16 protein-coding genes are annotated in these 15,774 nt (G+C 37.3%); 9 read left to right on the top strand and 7 right to left on the bottom strand.

Annotated elements, in window-relative coordinates:
- Position 1 precedes the first annotated feature (1 nt).
- Both Q0X66_RS07455 and Q0X66_RS07450 read left to right on the top strand, forming a co-directional pair.
- The gene (locus Q0X66_RS07455) at positions 2 to 1,663 is read left to right on the top strand and encodes an amidase family protein (protein WP_297704828.1); all 1,662 of its coding nucleotides are present in this window, start codon (positions 2 to 4) and stop codon (positions 1,661 to 1,663) included.
- Between the two features lie 121 nt (positions 1,664 to 1,784).
- Entirely contained in the window at positions 1,785 to 2,783 is a 999-nt protein-coding gene (locus tag Q0X66_RS07450) for a DUF481 domain-containing protein (RefSeq protein WP_297704826.1), read from the top strand.
- 44 nt (positions 2,784 to 2,827) lie between these two features.
- Here Q0X66_RS07450 and Q0X66_RS07445 read toward each other — a convergent pair whose 3' ends face one another.
- A complete protein-coding gene (locus tag Q0X66_RS07445; protein WP_297704824.1) occupies positions 2,828 to 3,928 on the bottom strand; it encodes a serine hydrolase in 1,101 nt (366 codons plus the stop codon).
- A gap of 124 nt (positions 3,929 to 4,052) precedes the next feature.
- Here Q0X66_RS07445 and rimO point away from each other — a divergent pair, with 124 nt between their 5' ends.
- Positions 4,053 to 5,372, top strand: a complete 1,320-nt coding sequence (gene rimO / locus Q0X66_RS07440) for a 30S ribosomal protein S12 methylthiotransferase RimO (RefSeq protein ID WP_297704822.1) — start codon at positions 4,053 to 4,055, stop codon at positions 5,370 to 5,372.
- A gap of 36 nt (positions 5,373 to 5,408) precedes the next feature.
- On the opposite strand, the gene Q0X66_RS07435 is transcribed toward rimO, so the two are convergent.
- Entirely contained in the window at positions 5,409 to 6,200 is a 792-nt protein-coding gene (locus Q0X66_RS07435; RefSeq protein WP_297704820.1) for an anti-sigma factor, read from the bottom strand.
- Complete coding sequence (locus Q0X66_RS07430; RefSeq protein ID WP_297704817.1) at positions 6,193 to 6,759, bottom strand: sigma-70 family RNA polymerase sigma factor; 567 nt, start codon at positions 6,757 to 6,759, stop codon at positions 6,193 to 6,195. The genes Q0X66_RS07435 and Q0X66_RS07430 overlap by 8 nt, the downstream gene beginning before the upstream one ends.
- Positions 6,760 to 6,878: 119 nt before the next feature.
- Between Q0X66_RS07430 and Q0X66_RS07425 the strand changes: the two genes are divergently transcribed.
- On the top strand, positions 6,879 to 7,397 hold the full coding sequence (locus tag Q0X66_RS07425) for a fasciclin domain-containing protein (RefSeq protein ID WP_297704815.1): 519 nt from the start codon (positions 6,879 to 6,881) through the stop codon (positions 7,395 to 7,397).
- A 33-nt stretch (positions 7,398 to 7,430) separates the two neighbouring features.
- On the opposite strand, the gene Q0X66_RS07420 is transcribed toward Q0X66_RS07425, so the two are convergent.
- Genes Q0X66_RS07420 through Q0X66_RS07405 form a run of 4 tightly spaced genes read right to left on the bottom strand, consistent with a single transcriptional unit; the run spans position 7,431 to position 9,220 of the window.
- The gene (locus Q0X66_RS07420) at positions 7,431 to 7,853 is read right to left on the bottom strand and encodes a hypothetical protein (protein ID WP_297704813.1); all 423 of its coding nucleotides are present in this window, start codon (positions 7,851 to 7,853) and stop codon (positions 7,431 to 7,433) included.
- A complete protein-coding gene (locus Q0X66_RS07415; protein WP_297704811.1) occupies positions 7,850 to 8,503 on the bottom strand; it encodes a serine hydrolase in 654 nt (217 codons plus the stop codon). The genes Q0X66_RS07420 and Q0X66_RS07415 overlap by 4 nt, the downstream gene beginning before the upstream one ends.
- Positions 8,504 to 8,507: 4 nt before the next feature.
- Positions 8,508 to 8,756, bottom strand: a complete 249-nt coding sequence (locus Q0X66_RS07410) for a hypothetical protein (RefSeq protein ID WP_297704809.1) — start codon at positions 8,754 to 8,756, stop codon at positions 8,508 to 8,510.
- 11 nt (positions 8,757 to 8,767) lie between these two features.
- Positions 8,768 to 9,220, bottom strand: a complete 453-nt coding sequence (locus Q0X66_RS07405; protein WP_297704807.1) for an SRPBCC family protein — start codon at positions 9,218 to 9,220, stop codon at positions 8,768 to 8,770.
- A gap of 209 nt (positions 9,221 to 9,429) precedes the next feature.
- Between Q0X66_RS07405 and Q0X66_RS07400 the strand changes: the two genes are divergently transcribed.
- The 5 genes from Q0X66_RS07400 (at position 9,430) to Q0X66_RS07380 (ending at position 15,774) form a co-directional block, all read left to right on the top strand.
- Positions 9,430 to 10,233, top strand: a complete 804-nt coding sequence (locus Q0X66_RS07400; RefSeq protein ID WP_297704805.1) for a peptidyl-prolyl cis-trans isomerase — start codon at positions 9,430 to 9,432, stop codon at positions 10,231 to 10,233.
- The gene (locus Q0X66_RS07395; RefSeq protein WP_297704803.1) at positions 10,184 to 11,668 is read left to right on the top strand and encodes a peptidylprolyl isomerase; all 1,485 of its coding nucleotides are present in this window, start codon (positions 10,184 to 10,186) and stop codon (positions 11,666 to 11,668) included. Before Q0X66_RS07400 ends, Q0X66_RS07395 begins: the two co-directional genes overlap by 50 nt.
- 4 nt (positions 11,669 to 11,672) lie before the next feature.
- The gene (locus Q0X66_RS07390; RefSeq protein ID WP_297704801.1) at positions 11,673 to 12,626 is read left to right on the top strand and encodes a MoxR family ATPase; all 954 of its coding nucleotides are present in this window, start codon (positions 11,673 to 11,675) and stop codon (positions 12,624 to 12,626) included.
- Between the two features lie 248 nt (positions 12,627 to 12,874).
- Positions 12,875 to 15,142 (top strand): aconitate hydratase, encoded by a 2,268-nt coding sequence (locus Q0X66_RS07385; protein WP_297704799.1) that lies wholly within the window; start codon positions 12,875 to 12,877, stop codon positions 15,140 to 15,142.
- Between the two features lie 74 nt (positions 15,143 to 15,216).
- Positions 15,217 to 15,774, top strand: coding sequence for a TlpA disulfide reductase family protein (locus Q0X66_RS07380; protein WP_297704797.1), 558 nt, complete (start codon positions 15,217 to 15,219; stop codon positions 15,772 to 15,774).

Raw genomic sequence — 15,774 nt, 5'->3', positions numbered from 1 at the left:
GATGAATAAACTAATTTATCTTTTTGGACTTATATTAATCATTTCATGTAAGGAATCTAAGGAAATTGATTACTCCTCAGTAGTGCTTTGGGAGTCCTATAATGACTCCTCTGAAGTGGCTGCGAACCAGGAGCATGAAAAATCGCGAATGCGTTTCAAACTTATACAGTCCAGGGTGTCAGACAAAAATGAGAGTTTCCGGCCGCTGTATCACGAAGTGGTTAAAATGCCGGAAAGCGAATATGAACTATTAAAACCCTTAATTCTTGAAAAGGATATACCCACAATACAAGGGCACATTAAAGAGGGAAGATTGACATATGAAAATTTGGTTCGGTTTTTTCTCTATAGAATTTATCGTTTTGAATTGGATAGCAGCACTACGCTACATACTATTATCGCGTTAAATGAAAATGTAATAATAGAAGCCAGGGAACTCGATAATTTAATTTCAGAAGACCGTCATCCTATTTTTGGTATGCCTATTCTCCTTAAAGACAATATTGGTGCTGCCGGGATGAATACAACAGCAGGATCAATTGCACTGAAAGATAATGAAACCGAAGACGCCTTTATTGTCGAACAATTAAAGAAAAACAAAGCTTTGATATTAGGCAAAGTTAATCTTAGTGAATGGGCATATTATATATGTAATGGCTGTCCATTGGGGTATAGTGCTATAGGTGGCCAAACATTAAACCCTTATGGGAGAGGTCTTTATGAAACAGGGGGTTCCAGTTCAGGAAGTGGTACTTCAATGGCCGCAAATTATGCAATTGGCGCGGTTGGCACAGAAACATCCGGATCTATTCTCTCTCCATCGAGTCAAAATTCGGTAGTGGGTTTAAAACCAACCATAGGGCTTTTAAGCAGAACAGGAATTGTGCCAATTTCAAGTACCCTTGATACTCCCGGACCAATGACAAGGAATGTTGTGGATAATGCCATTTTATTATCGGCAATGACGGGTAAGGATAAGGATGATAAAAAATCTGTGGGAACTAACGAAGATTATCTAAATGCGGTTCTCAATGCAGGGACTTTAAAAGGGAAGCGTTTAGGGGTATTTAAAGATCTGCTGGAAACTGATTCTATTTATAAGAATACGGTAAACAGACTTAGAAAACTGGGCGCCATAATATTTGAGCTTACTGAACCGGAGGTATCCATGGATGGGTTTCTAACGCTTCTCAACATTGATATGAAAAATGATCTTCCTGAATATCTCAACGCCAACGTACAAAATAAAAAAGAAATTCCAATGCGCACTCTTGAGGAGATTGTTAAATTTAATTTAGCTGATTCTATGTTGCGTATTCCCTACGGGCAATCAATTTTTGATGGAATACTTAAAGATTCAACTTCATTGGAGGAATTGCAACTCATTAAAAATAGATTAGAGGAAAACGGACGATTATTTTTTGATACCCCTATGGATAAACACCAATTAGATGCCATTTTGTCTATAAATAATTACCATGCAAGCTATGCGGCAGTGGCCAAATATCCTGCATTAACTATGCCTATGGGATACAAGGAAACCGGGGAGCCGATAAGCCTTACATTTATTTCAAAACAATTTCAGGAGCCTAACTTACTTAAATTGGGACGCGCCTTTGAAACGGCCACAAATTTGAGAAAACCTCCAAAAGCATATAAATAGCTACTATAAATGCTTATCTTTTCAAAAAAATATTAATGACTCTATCAAAATTTAATAGATGATATTATAAAAGTAAAATTTGAATAAGACTGCTATACATATTGTTCTATTATTAATTTTAATGACCTTTCCACAAATAAAAGGTCTTGCTCAAAAAACAGACACAATAGTTCATGTGAATGGAAATATATTAAAAGGAGATTTCAAAAAGTTGGAGTATGCAGTGGTTACCTGGAAAATGGAGGGCATGGGAACCATAAGTTTGGAAGAACCCTTTATAAAAACCATTATTTCAGATAAGCAATTTGAAATAAAATTGAAAAATGGTGTGATTTATTATTCTTCTTTCACCGCTTCTGAGAATGGTCGTTCGACTTATATTATGATGGATGGCCAAAAAAAATTAATAAACATTGATGATATTGTTGAAGTATATCCGATAAAAAGGAATTTATGGATGCGATTAAGCGGAAATATAAGTCTTGGCGCTAATTATCAAAAAAGTAGCGATGTATCTACACTAGCCCTATCTGGTAATTTGGATTACAGGAAGAAGAAAACGTATTTTCAGTTAACCTGGAATGTAAACCTGTCATATCAGGGAGATAGCATAACTACAAATAACTCGGAAATTGATCTTTCGTGGCAAAGACTGTTCAAGAACAGATGGTCTACTTTAGTTGCAGTTGGTACAAGTACGAATTTGCAATTGGGTATCAAACGAAGATATAATGTAAGTCTGGGAGGGGTTAAAGATATTACGTACAACACCTGGAATAGATTGTATGTAGGCGCCGCTTTAAGTGGTATCAATGAAACTCCTTTTGATGATTTTGACCCAACAACGGATCTTGCGGGACTCATTCGGGTGGGTTGGTCGGTTTATAAATTTACGAGCCCAAAAGTACAAGTAAATACCAATATCAGCTATATTCCATACATTACGGGTGATTCAAGGTCTAGAGTGAATGTTAACGTTAATCCAAGTATCAGTATTTGGAATGATAATTTTAAGGTTGGATTCACATTTTATTACAATTATGACAGTAACCCTCCTGAAGGGTCTATCACAAATGCAGACTTTGGTGTAAACCTCCAACTAGGCTATGTATTGCATTGACAGAATACTTACTTAAAAGTCATTTAATTCTTAAAAAATGAATCTTAATCTATAAGGTTGCTAATTTTCTCCCATAGGGCATTGTCAAAACTTGAGGGGCCTAATAAACTCTCCCCTGCATTTTCCCCCATTCTAACTATAACCAGTCCCATACTGGGAACAACATATAATTTTTGATCATTTTTGCCAAGTCCGGAATACATGTCGGCTGGTGCGTTTGGTGTGAGGGACCCATTAAATACCACTTGTAAAGAGGGAGCCATAAAGCTCTCTTTCCCGTTGAGCCACCAAAGATATCCATAGGACTTGTTCAGTTCCTGGGAGGTGTTTTTCATTTCAGATATAAAAGTCAAATCACCTAATATAATTTCGTCATTCCACACGCCATTATTTAAATTGAGTAAGCCAAATCTTGCCATACTTCGGGCTGTGCTAAAATAAACATTGTTCAAACCATTGGTGGATAACCAAAATCCATTCATACCGATTCTATTTCTAAGATTGGTATTGAAAAAAGAACTAAAAGTAGTACCTGCGGCTTCGCTTACAACACTTTCTAATAAAGTATAAGGTCCATTGTGATAGGCCCATCTGCTACCTGCATCAGCTTCATATTCCAGGCAAGCTGCTGTAACACAATCAAATGCAGTATCCTTCAGGCCACTTGTCATGGACAATTGATTCCATATGGTGATCAAATTTTCTTTGTCTGCAGGTGCTGATGTCCAGCCTTCACCCAGGTAATCGGAAGTTTTATCATTCAGATCCAGCAATTGCATTTCTTGTGCAATACCAACTGTGAACGCGGTTAGAGTTTTACCTGCCGATGCCCAATACCAGAGGCTATCCTTCTTAAAAGTTCCGAAGTATTCTTCCATGGCAATTTTGCCATCTTTTAAAATTAGAAATGCCTTGGTATCCTTTTCCTCAAGGAAATCTATCAGTGGCTGTTTATTGTTTGTATTCCAGCCTAATTCTTCAGGGCTTACTGTTGCCCAATCATCAGAAGCAGTGCTTGGAAAATATAGGGATGCATCCGGATTTTCTTCAATTATCTCATCGTTTAAATCATCTGAATTATTGGAACATGCCGAACAGCCCAGGAATATGATAATTAAAAATAGTCCTTGAATTTGGTGTTTCATATGGTTTTAATTTCTAATTAGACCAATACTACTATTAATGGTTTAACGCAGAATGAGAAGAATTCTTGTTAAAAGGTGGCTCTTCTTCTATTGTATTGTATTTTTGCACGGCTAAAGAAAACCCATGCGAACAAAGTCGGTAAAGAAAAATAGAATAAATGTTGTAACCCTGGGATGTTCCAAAAATGTCTACGACTCTGAGGTTCTTATGGGACAACTCAGAGCTAATGATAAAGAGGTAGTGCATGAAGAGGAAGGGAATATAGTAGTCATAAATACCTGTGGTTTTATAGCTAATGCCAAAGAGGAAAGCGTGAATACCATTTTGGAATATGTAGATAAAAAGCAATCAGGAGAGGTAGATAAAGTTTTTGTTACAGGATGTTTGAGTGAGCGTTATAAGCCGGATCTGGAAAAGGAAATTCCTAATGTTGATGAATATTTTGGGACCAGTGATCTGCCTAATTTGTTAAAGGCCCTGGGAGCCGATTACAAACATGAATTAATTGGAGAACGCTTAACAACAACCCCGAAAAATTATGCCTATTTGAAGATTGCAGAAGGTTGTGACAGGCCTTGTTCTTTTTGTGCAATACCTTTAATGCGCGGTAAGCACAGGAGTAAGCCAATAGAGGAATTGGTTTTAGAATCTCAAAAACTGGCATCAAATGGGGTCAAAGAACTTATACTAATTGCTCAGGACTTAACATATTACGGACTTGATCTTTATAAAAAGAGGAACCTTGCCGAATTACTAAAGGCACTTGCCGGGGTAGAAGGAATAGAATGGATTCGCCTTCATTATGCCTTTCCAACAGGGTTTCCTATGGATGTGCTTGAGGTTATGAAAGATGAACCAAAAATCTGCAAGTACCTGGATATACCTTTACAACACATCTCAGATCCGATCCTTAAGAGCATGCGCAGAGGAACTACTAAGGCCAAAACTACCGGGCTTTTAAAAGATTTTAGACATAGTGTACCGGATATGGCCATCAGAACCACGCTAATTGTGGGCTATCCGGGTGAAACGGAGGAGGATTATCTGACCTTAAAGAACTGGGTATCAGAAATGCGATTTGAACGACTTGGCTGTTTTACTTATAGCCATGAAGAGAACACCCATGCTTATAAACTGGAAGATGATGTGCAGGAAGAGGTGAAACAACAAAGGGCGAATGAGATAATGGAGCTTCAATCCGGTATTTCATGGCAGTTAAATCAGGAAAAAATAGGGAAAGTATTTCGTTGTATTATTGATCGTAAGGAAGGAAATTATTTTATTGGAAGAACCGAATACGATTCTCCGGATGTGGATAATGAAGTTTTGGTTGATGCAAAGAACTTCTACGTTAAAATTGGAGAATTCGTAGAACTTGAAATTACAGATGCGGCAGACTTTGACCTTTATGGGAAACCAGTTAAACAAAGTGTTTTGAACTAAATGTTTAAATTAATCCTGCTCTGCATCCTGTTTGTTTTAAAGCAAGACATTAGAGATCAGGTTTTCAACCGTAGGATGGTCATTACCACCGGCTGGTTCAATGGTGATATTAAAAGATTCGGCCTTGTCTATATATTTTAAAGGGATCAAATCTGTATCCGCCGGTAACAGACCCATATTTATCATTATGCCATCAACATCGGCCCACATTTGATATGTTTTATCTTTCTCCAAAGGCGGAAGTCCCTGTGAATTTACTAGAACACTTTTTGTAGTATGATTTACGTATGCCACTGCCCTTGATTCAGGAAATATCCTATTGCCCTTAAGTAACAAAGGAATTACATTACGGTTGTTTATGGACTGATAGCGCTGACTGGTAACTTCAAATGTTTGTTCCAAATTTGACAAACGATCCTGCAAGGCAAAAGTCTGTTCCTGCAGTGCTTTTAAGTTATCTTCTGAAGCCTGCCATCTGTTGTAAAACCAAAAGGAACTTAATGCAAAAATTGCAGCAAGACTGGCCGCTACAGCAAGTCGGCCATAATTGAATGTATCACTTTTTTTAAGAACAGTAATGTCCCTGACTTTTGAGGTTTCACCATTGGTCTCCAAAGCATCACTTAATGCTATTTTTACGCTATCAGGTGGTTGAATAGCATTTTCAAAAGCTATATTTTGAAATTCTTCTTCAAGTCCTTCAAATATACTTCTTAAATCAGCATCTTCTTTTAGTCCCTTTTGAATTAGTATTTCCTTATCATCTGAAAGTTCTCCTAAAAGATACTGCGCTAATAGCCCGTCTTCTAAAATCTTTTTCTTATCCATTTCCAAAAACTTCTATTAATAATATAAGCAATGTAAGTTCTGAACGTCTTTCCCGTAATTTCATAAGGGCTTGTCTTATGTATGATTTAAAAGAACCCAGGGGAACATTCATTGCCTTATGGGCCTCCCGATGTGTTTGGCCTTTAAAATAAACCAGATCAATTGCTTGCTGATGGTGAGGTTCCAACTCCGATAAAATCCCTTTTAAAGCCGTATAATCTGTCACCTCCAGATCAGCATTCTTATTTTCATATACACTTAAATCTTCCGATTGGATGAGTGGCGTAGATTTTCGAAGCGCATTTAAGGTCGTATTTTTAGCGATCCTATAGGCCCATGTATAGAATTTGCCTTTCTCAGCATCATACGAGCCTATATTTTTCCAAATTTTTATAAAACTTTCCTGAAGAAGGTCTTTGGCTAAATCTTCTTCTCTACACATTCTTAGTATTACCCCATAAAGTGCTCCTGAGTACTTGTCATATAGGAGATATAAGGCATTCTTATCTCCCTGGAGAAGTAGATTGATGGATTCGATGTCTTTTGGGTCTGCTGCCATAAACTTGTGTTAAAGATATGATAAAAAATCACTTTGCTCATCCACGGCCCTCATCAATGCGTATCTAATAATGCATAATGCACATAAATAATTACTAATAATTAATCTTTAAACAAATCATGAAAAAAATTTATTTAATTCTCTCAATGGTAGCTCTACTATTTTCTGCTCAAACTACCTCCGCACAAGACAATTCTATGGACATAGTAGATATCGCCGTTTCTGTAGATGATTTTTCAACCCTGGTAAGTGCTTTAAAAGCTGCAGACCTTGTAACTGCTCTTCAGGGAGATGGTCCCTTTACTGTATTTGCCCCTGTAAACGCAGGTTTTGCCAAAATTGATTCAAATACTATGAATTCACTTCTAGCTCCTGAAAACAAAGAACAATTAGCTGCTATTTTAACGTATCATGTAGTAGCAGGAAAAGTTGACGCCGCGGCAGTTGTTGCAGCATTAGAAGCAGGAAACGGGAAAGCCGAATTAAAAACCCTTAACGGGGAAATGCTTACGGCAGTTTCTAAAGACGACGGGATCTATCTAATGGATCAGAGCGGAAATTACAGCAAAGTCACCAAAACTGATGTTATGGCTTCAAATGGGGTCATCCATATCATTGAAGATGTTGTTATGCCCTAATATTATACTTTTTTAAAGTTAAGAGCACCGTTTTTACGGTGCTTTTTTTGTTTCAAGCGCATAGTTGTAAAATTCCCTGCCAAGCGCGGCCAAAAATGGGATGCCTATTTCCTCGTACTCGTAATTATCGTTATTAAAAATGCCATCTTTATTGACTAAGATGGTCGCTGTAAGCATAAATTCTATATGATTCTTCTCATCGACAATATAAGCGCAATCAGTTAAAGTGCCATAGGCAAAACCAACTTTGTTATAGATGTTAATGTGTTGGGGAATTGCGTCTCGTGTATCCCCGTAAATAAAAAATTTACAGTAGCCATCATAATATTCCTGAGGGTCATAACCAGCTTCTTTGGGGAGCGTTTGCATAGCATTTAACAGAAATTCTCTTTGATCCTCACTAAGGTTAAACCTTTCATTTATCTTGAATAATTCCGGGAATATTAGTCTTTTCAATACTCCGTGCTGTGAACTAAGCGGATTAAACTAAGTGATATAGGTTCTGTGTTTATTATAGACGCAGATGTTCCGGTAGTGCTGTCGTTTATATAATAAATAAGAGGCTTTGTGGTTACATCATCGGAATGTACACCTAGTCTGTGTGAAATTCTCACAGGAAATACTCCCTTGTTTCTAAGCCGTAAATTAATATCATCCTGTCCTTGGAATTCAAATAATCTGTTGTTGGCATGATTATCACTAACAGCCATAATTTTGGAGATGTCCTCTGCAAAGGTGTTTTCAACTGAATCCCCTTCAACGTAGTAACGCGTATCTCTATTTAAAGAATCTGTAAAATTTAATTTCTCCAGGGCCAGAACTGCAATTGGCAATTTAACGGTACTGGCCGGATAGAAGTATTTCATATCATCCAACTGAAATTCATGATCAGTCAGGATAATACTATCACTACTTCGATCTATTTGGGTATAAAGTATTTGGACTTCATATTGATCAGCACTATCAATAACTTTTCGGATGGATGTGTTTTGAGAGGCCAAAACAAATGCCATTGGGTTATTTTCTTTACTCTTGGAATTACATGCCAGTGATAATAAGAATAGTACGAGAATAGTTAGTTTTAAAGCTCTCAATTCACGGTACATTTCGTTAGTTGTGTTGTTCTGAATAAACTTCCCCTCTATGCGGTATAAGGGCGTCACGTACACCCGCCATATTAACTTCTTCGACCACCATATACGCAATGCTGTGCATAGAACTTAAATCTGCATTGCCGGTAATATTCGGGCTCAAATTTTCAGCCTCGATATAATCTTTCAAATGCTTTTCGTGATGCATGGCAACTTCTTTTGCTTCAGGTCCTCTGAAATCCCAGATTAATTTAATTTTTCTACTCACAGATATTCTTTTTATTTGGCTACAGAGATACCTTTCTCAGCAAATGCCTTAAAATCACTTAAAGATTTAGCGGACTGTTTTTTAAATGCCCCGGGCATTATAAATCCCATTAATTTCATCATAAACCCCGAAAATTGAAATTCTGACTCCGAAACCCATTTGGTAGTATGGTCATCAATAACTTCAAAATAGTTCTTTTGGATATTATGAACACCTTTCGCATCATAAGTAGCATGGAATTCATCAGGAAAATTATTCTTTACAATGGTCTCAACCAGCGTCATCTCTCGTTTTCCCATTTTATAATACAATTCCATTTTTGCACCTTTTTTTGTGGGCTCTCCGGACAATTGTTTATAGCCTAAGAGCCCTTCCTGCCAATGTTTCATATTCTCAGGATTATCCAATTTTTTATGAACCTCGTCACGGGAAAGATCGATGACTATTTCAGTTGTATATTTCATGATAATAAGGTAGTTAGCTCTACTAATGTACTAAATAAATTTATGCAGGTACTAAAAATGTGTTAATCCATATTGCTATTACTTGCCCAGCAGAATTGAATTCTTATTTTTGTCGAATGCGTTTTTTAAACCTACAGACAAAAAATATAAGAATATATATAGGAATTGCTGCCTTGGTTTTCTTTTTATTTTCGTGTAATTCCTTTTTTTTGGAGAATGATGTAAACAAAGAACCATTGGCCAGGGTAGGGGATACTTATTTGTATTGGGACGAGGTTGAAGTTGTTCTTGGTGAAAATATCACAAAACAGGATAGTACATCTATGGTTACCAATTACATAAATAATTGGGCGACAAAACAGATACTCCTGGAAAAAGCCAAGATTAATTTACCTGATGAAAAGATCGCAGAATTTGAACAATTAGTCTCTAATTACCGAACAGATCTATATACCAGGGCCTATAAAGAAGCTTTGGTAAATCAGGTAGAGGATACGGTAATCTCTAAGGCAGAATTAAGCAGCTTTTACGAAGAAGAGAAAGAGAATTTTAAGCTCAAGGAAAAAATCATTAAACTCAGGTTTATTCAATTACCCCTGCAATTTCTTAATACAAAGGAGGTAACAGAGAGTTTAAAGCGATTTAATCAGGAAGACATTAAATATTTGGATTCTATAGGTGTACAATTTAAAAAATTGAATTTTAATGACTCACTTTGGGTTCCTGCCTCCCGGGTGATTGAAGAAATTCCTCCCTTGAATATTGATAATGAAAGTAGATACTTAAAAAAATCACAATTTTTTGAATTAGAGGATGCAATGGGGGTATATTTGACAAAGATAAACGATGTGCTTGGCGTTAATGAAATTGCGCCACTCTCTTACATAGAACCTACCATAAGACAGGTACTTCTTAATAGAAGAAAATTAAACTACATAAGAAAACTGGAAACAGAAATTATAGATGAAGCAACTAAGGAAAAAGTATTTGAAGTATATGACAAACAGGAATAGCTTACTGTTATTTTTATTCTTTTTTATTGTTTTCGTCAGTGCCCAAGCACAGGAAAATGATTCTATCCCTGATACTCAAATTGAACCGCCAGAAACTGTTTTGGTAGCTGATAATGAAGTAAAAAAAGATACTGTAAACACATTTAAAAGGATTAAGCTAGATGGGATTTCGGCGGTAGTAGGAGATTACCTGATTCTGGATTCCGATATTGAAAAAACGCTGATAGACTTGCGTAGCCAGGGAGCTGCTATGGACGATATTACACACTGCGGTTTATTGGGAAAGTTAATGGAAGACCGTTTATATGCCCATCAAGCGGTCCAGGATAGTATTTTGGTGTCTGATGATGAGGTAAATTCTACCAGTGACCGTCAAATGCAACAATTGGTGCAGCAGGTAGGATCTATGGAAAAAGTCCTTAGTTTTTACAATAAAGAAAGCGTTGAAGATTTCCGTGAAGAATTGTACAATATTAATAAGTTGAGAATGTTATCGGAGAAAATGCAACAAAAAATTATCAGCGAAATTGAAGTTACACCAGAAGAAGTAAGACAATTTTTTAGTAAAATTCCCGAGGATGAAAGACCTGTTTTCGGCGCAGAACTTGAAATTTCACAGATAGTTAAGATACCTGAAATCCCTGAAGAGGAAAAACAAAAAACAATTAATAAGTTAAATGAAATAAAGGCAGATTGTGAAGATAATGATGCCAGTTTTAGCGTAAAAGCAATTTTATATTCAAAGGATCCTGGCTCCAAGTCCAAAGGTGGTTTTTATAGCATGACAAGGGAAACACCTTTTGTAAAAGAATTTAAGGATGTGGCTTTTAGCTTGCGCCAGGGAGAAATTTCTGAACCATTTGAGACTCCTTTTGGGTACCATATTATTTTGATTGAAAAGATAAGGGGCCAGGAATTGGACCTGCGTCATATTCTCCTGCAACCAGAGATACCTCAATCTTCTATTGAGAAGGCCAGAGTTGAGTTGGATACCATAAGAAAACAGTTGATAGAAGGTAAATATACATTCGCTGAAGCTGCATTGAATTTTTCAGACGAAAAAGAAACTAAGTTTGACGGAGGGTTATTAAGAAATCCTATAAATTTTGATTCACGTTTTGAACTTACTAAGATGGATCCATCACTATATAATCAGGTAAGGAACTTAAAAGACAACGAAATATCGCAACCTACTTTGGATCAGGATCCTAACGGAGGCCCACCCAGGTATAAGATTTTGATGGTTTCTAATAGATATGATGAGCACGAGGCAAATTTTGCCCAGGACTATATTAAAATTCAGGAACTTGCACTAAGAGATAAGCAGTTTAGTACTATTAGGAAATGGCTTAATGATCATATTGCGGATACTTATGTAAGTGTTGGCGGAGATAATAGAGATTGTGAATTCGCCAATAAATGGATAAAGGAATAGCGGGATGTCTGACGTTACAGCAATCAAAAATTTAGTAGCCAAACATAAGGCTTTAAGAAATGAAATAGCTAAGATAATTGTTGGCCAGGACCTGGTAATAGACCAAATTCTTCTATCTATCTATACAGGGGGTCATTCCTTGCTTATTGGTGTTCCCGGATTAGCCAAAACCTTAATGGTAAACACAATTGCCCGTATTTTGGGGCTCGACTTTAAAAGAATACAGTTTACCCCAGACCTGATGCCCAGTGATATTTTAGGAAGTGAGATATTAGATCAGAATAGGAATTTCAAATTTATTAAGGGCCCTATTTTTGCCAATATAATTTTGGCAGATGAAATTAATAGAACACCACCTAAAACACAAGCAGCCCTTTTAGAGGCTATGCAGGAAAGGGCAGTAACAATAACAGGAGTACAGCATAAACTTTCCCGGCCATATTTTGTTCTCGCCACACAAAACCCTATTGAACAGGAAGGCACTTATCCGCTTCCGGAAGCGCAACTGGATCGATTTATGTTTGCAATAGAATTAAAATATCCATCTGTTGAGGAAGAAACACAAGTAGTAAAAACAACTACCAATGATGAATTTCCTGAGGTAAATTCCTTAATGAATGCAGAGGAGATTTTAGAAGTTCAGCATTTGGTTAGAAGAATACCCGTTCCGGATAATGTTGTGGATTATGCGGTAAAATTGGTAAGCAGTACCCGACCGGGATTAGAGACTTCTTCCGATTATGTTAAACAATACCTGGATTGGGGTGCAGGACCACGGGCTTCACAGAACCTTATTTTAGGGGCCAAGGCCCACGCTGCAATTAATGGCAAATTCTCCCCGGATATAGAAGACGTGCAGGCGGTTGCAATGGGTATTCTCAGACATAGAATAATTAAGAATTATAAAGCAGAGGCCGAAGGTATCTCAGAAGAAGAGATAATAAATAAACTTCTTTAATGTAGTATCGTAGATCTTCTGTGAAGAAGGTACAAGATTATTTTTCGAATCAGTCTGATTGCTATAAAAAGTATAGAACCTCCTGGGCAGAGAAAATCCGATTTCCCATTTTTCTCAAGTTTGGAAGAATTAAAAAATATAGTGATCTTATAACCATATTAAATATATAATCCTATTCTAAAAATTTCTTTACCCCCGCGGGTTTTACTAATTTTACGAAATTCAATTAACAGAAAAAACTCAGAATAATGGCATTTGATATTGACATGATTAAAGGGGTTTACGCCAATTTAGCGGAACGTATTGACAAGGCACGTGATATAGTTGGAAGACCATTGACACTTTCCGAGAAAATTTTATATGCTCATCTTTGGGAGGGCGAACCTACAAAGGCTTTTAAACGAGCAAAGGATTACGTAGATTTTGCACCGGATAGAGTGGCATGTCAGGATGCCACTGCTCAGATGGCGCTTCTACAATTTATGCAGGCGGGCAAGCCTAAGGTTGCAGTTCCCACTACGGTCCATTGCGATCATTTAATCCAGGCAAAGAGCGGGGCGGCTATTGATTTAAAAACTGCTAATAGCACAAGTGCCGAGGTATTCAACTTTTTAGAATCAGTTTCAAATAAATACGGAATAGGTTTTTGGAAGCCAGGAGCTGGAATTATTCATCAGGTGGTTTTGGAAAACTATGCTTTTCCGGGCGGTATGATGATAGGGACAGATTCACATACTGTAAATGCTGGAGGCTTGGGAATGTTAGCCATTGGTGTTGGAGGAGCAGATGCCGTTGATGTTATGGCAGGTATGGCCTGGGAACTTAAGTTTCCAAAATTAATTGGTGTTAAGCTTACAGGTAAGATTTCGGGTTGGACTTCCGCCAAGGATGTGATACTAAAAGTAGCTGGTATTCTAACCGTAAAAGGTGGAACCGGAGCAATTGTAGAATATTTTGGTGAAGGTGCTAAGAATCTCTCTTGTACCGGCAAAGGCACTATATGTAATATGGGTGCAGAAATTGGGGCTACTACTTCCACCTTTGGTTATGATGCCTCCATGGAAAGATATCTGCGTGCAACAGACAGAAGTGCTATTGCCGATGCGGCAAATGAGGTGAAGGAGTATCTGACCGCAGATTCAGAGGTTTATGCAGAACCGGAAAAGTACTTCGATGAACTGATAGAAATTAATTTAAATGATCTAAGACCACATCTTAATGGTCCTTTTACACCAGATTTGGCAACACCTGTTGGCGAACTAGGTCCTAAAGCCAGGACAAATGATTGGCCTCTTCAGGTTGACTGGGGGCTTATAGGGTCTTGTACTAATTCTTCCTATGAAGACTTAACCAGGGCTGCATCTATTGCCAAGCAAGCTGTGGACAATAATATAAAGCCAAAATCCGATTTTGGAATTAACCCGGGATCAGAACAAATCAGATATACGGCGGAACGTGACGGCTTACTGGAGATATTTGAAAACCTGGGAGCAACCATTTTTACCAACGCATGCGGTCCTTGCATTGGACAATGGGACAGAAGTGATCTCAAAGGCGATGAGAAAAATACTATTGTACATTCTTTTAACCGAAATTTTTCCAAAAGGGCAGATGGTAATCCCAACACACATGCTTTTGTGGGTTCTCCTGAAATGGTAGCGGCCATTGCACTTTCGGGAAGGTTAGATTTTGACCCTATGAATGATACTCTAATAAATGAAGATGGTAAGGAAATTAAATTAAAAGAACCAGTGGGAATTGAATTACCACCAAAAGGTTTTGAGGTTGATGATGCAGGATACCTGGCACCAGATGAAGATGGTAGTGGGGTTGAAGTAGTCGTAGCAAAAGATTCCGAGAGGTTGCAGGTTTTGGAACCTTTTGTACCTATTTCTGCGGATAGTCTTCAAAACATGAAGCTTCTTATTAAAGCATTTGGTAAATGTACAACAGACCACATTTCAATGGCTGGCCCATGGCTTAGATACCGGGGGCATTTGGATAATATTGCAAATAATACCTTGATAGGCGCTGTAAATGCTTTTAACAAAAAGACAAATTTTGTAAAAAATCAATTAAGTGGAGAATATGGTGGGGTACCAGATACGCAGAGAGCATATAAGGCCAAGGGTATAAAGACCATTGTAGTTGGTGATCATAATTATGGTGAAGGATCTTCCCGTGAACACGCGGCTATGCAGCCCAGACATTTAGGCGTAGCGGCGGTCCTTGTAAAGTCTTTTGCCCGTATTCACGAAACCAATCTGAAAAAACAAGGTATGTTAGCATTGACTTTTGCGAATGAAAGTGACTATGACCTTATCCAGGAAGATGACACCTTTAACTTTATTGATATTAAAGAATTTACTCCGGATAAACCATTGATTATTGAAGTTGTGCATGCGGACGGATCCAAGGATTTAATCCAAGCGAAACACACCTACAATCTGCAGCAGATTGAATGGTTCCGTGAAGGTTCTGCTCTTAATGTAATAAAGAAGGACAATGTGGTATAAATTACATATTAAATTTAATAAAGTAACTCCCGATATTTCTCGGGAGTTATTTAGTTTTGTCAAACCATAATAAAATGAAAGTAAGCAGGAAAACCATTTTAAATATACTATTCATGGCTTTCGTGCTTTCCTTTTTTGTAACCCCGCTTGGGTATTATGGTAAAGTTTTATTAAACCAAATATTTTCCTTTCGTCCGGAGGTTATTGAAGTTGGACAACAACAGCAAATAACAGATTATAACTGGAAGTTAAAAAATGCGAAATGGGAATTCTTCAATTTTGAAAAATCCAAAGGGAATGTAGTTTTTATTAATTTCTGGGCTTCATGGCGCCTGCCCTGTGCGGCAGAACTCAAAAGTATACAGAACCTATATGATAAATATAAGGATAAGGTCGATTTCTATATAATTACTGATGAGGAAAAGCTTCCAGTAGAGGAATTTATGAAAGAGAATAAATTTACTTTTCCGGTAACCTATCTTATTATTGGTGAGAGATCCCCCTTAACTATTCTTAAGCCGCCATCGTCCTATATAATTGATAAAAAAGGCTATATTAGAGTAAAACAAGAAGGAATTGCCGATTGGGATAATAAAACAATCTATAACCTTATCAATGAATTAATAAATTAG

This window comes from uncultured Eudoraea sp. (genome assembly GCF_947260015.1).
In the GTDB taxonomy this organism is placed as follows: domain Bacteria; phylum Bacteroidota; class Bacteroidia; order Flavobacteriales; family Flavobacteriaceae; genus Eudoraea.
This window is presented reverse-complemented; position numbering and strand designations above follow the sequence as displayed.

Bases quoted from the DNA above. Each gene is read 5' to 3' on its own strand.
- Q0X66_RS07405 (WP_297704807.1), bottom strand. From the start codon at position 9,220: ATGAAATATACAACTGAAATAGTCATCGATCTTTCCCGTGACGAGGTT.
- Q0X66_RS07395 (WP_297704803.1), top strand. From the start codon at position 10,184: ATGAAGCAACTAAGGAAAAAGTATTTGAAGTATATGACAAACAGGAAT.
- Q0X66_RS07455 (WP_297704828.1), top strand. From the start codon at position 2: ATGAATAAACTAATTTATCTTTTTGGACTTATATTAATCATTTCATGT.
- Q0X66_RS07380 (WP_297704797.1), top strand. From the start codon at position 15,217: ATGAAAGTAAGCAGGAAAACCATTTTAAATATACTATTCATGGCTTTC.
- Q0X66_RS07450 (WP_297704826.1), top strand. From the start codon at position 1,785: ATGACCTTTCCACAAATAAAAGGTCTTGCTCAAAAAACAGACACAATA.
- Q0X66_RS07430 (WP_297704817.1), bottom strand. From the start codon at position 6,759: ATGGCAGCAGACCCAAAAGACATCGAATCCATCAATCTACTTCTCCAG.
- Q0X66_RS07425 (WP_297704815.1), top strand. From the start codon at position 6,879: ATGAAAAAAATTTATTTAATTCTCTCAATGGTAGCTCTACTATTTTCT.
- Q0X66_RS07390 (WP_297704801.1), top strand. From the start codon at position 11,673: ATGTCTGACGTTACAGCAATCAAAAATTTAGTAGCCAAACATAAGGCT.
- Q0X66_RS07445 (WP_297704824.1), bottom strand. From the start codon at position 3,928: ATGAAACACCAAATTCAAGGACTATTTTTAATTATCATATTCCTGGGC.
- Q0X66_RS07415 (WP_297704811.1), bottom strand. From the start codon at position 8,503: ATGTACCGTGAATTGAGAGCTTTAAAACTAACTATTCTCGTACTATTC.
- Q0X66_RS07385 (WP_297704799.1), top strand. From the start codon at position 12,875: ATGGCATTTGATATTGACATGATTAAAGGGGTTTACGCCAATTTAGCG.
- rimO (WP_297704822.1), top strand. From the start codon at position 4,053: ATGCGAACAAAGTCGGTAAAGAAAAATAGAATAAATGTTGTAACCCTG.
- Q0X66_RS07435 (WP_297704820.1), bottom strand. From the start codon at position 6,200: ATGGATAAGAAAAAGATTTTAGAAGACGGGCTATTAGCGCAGTATCTT.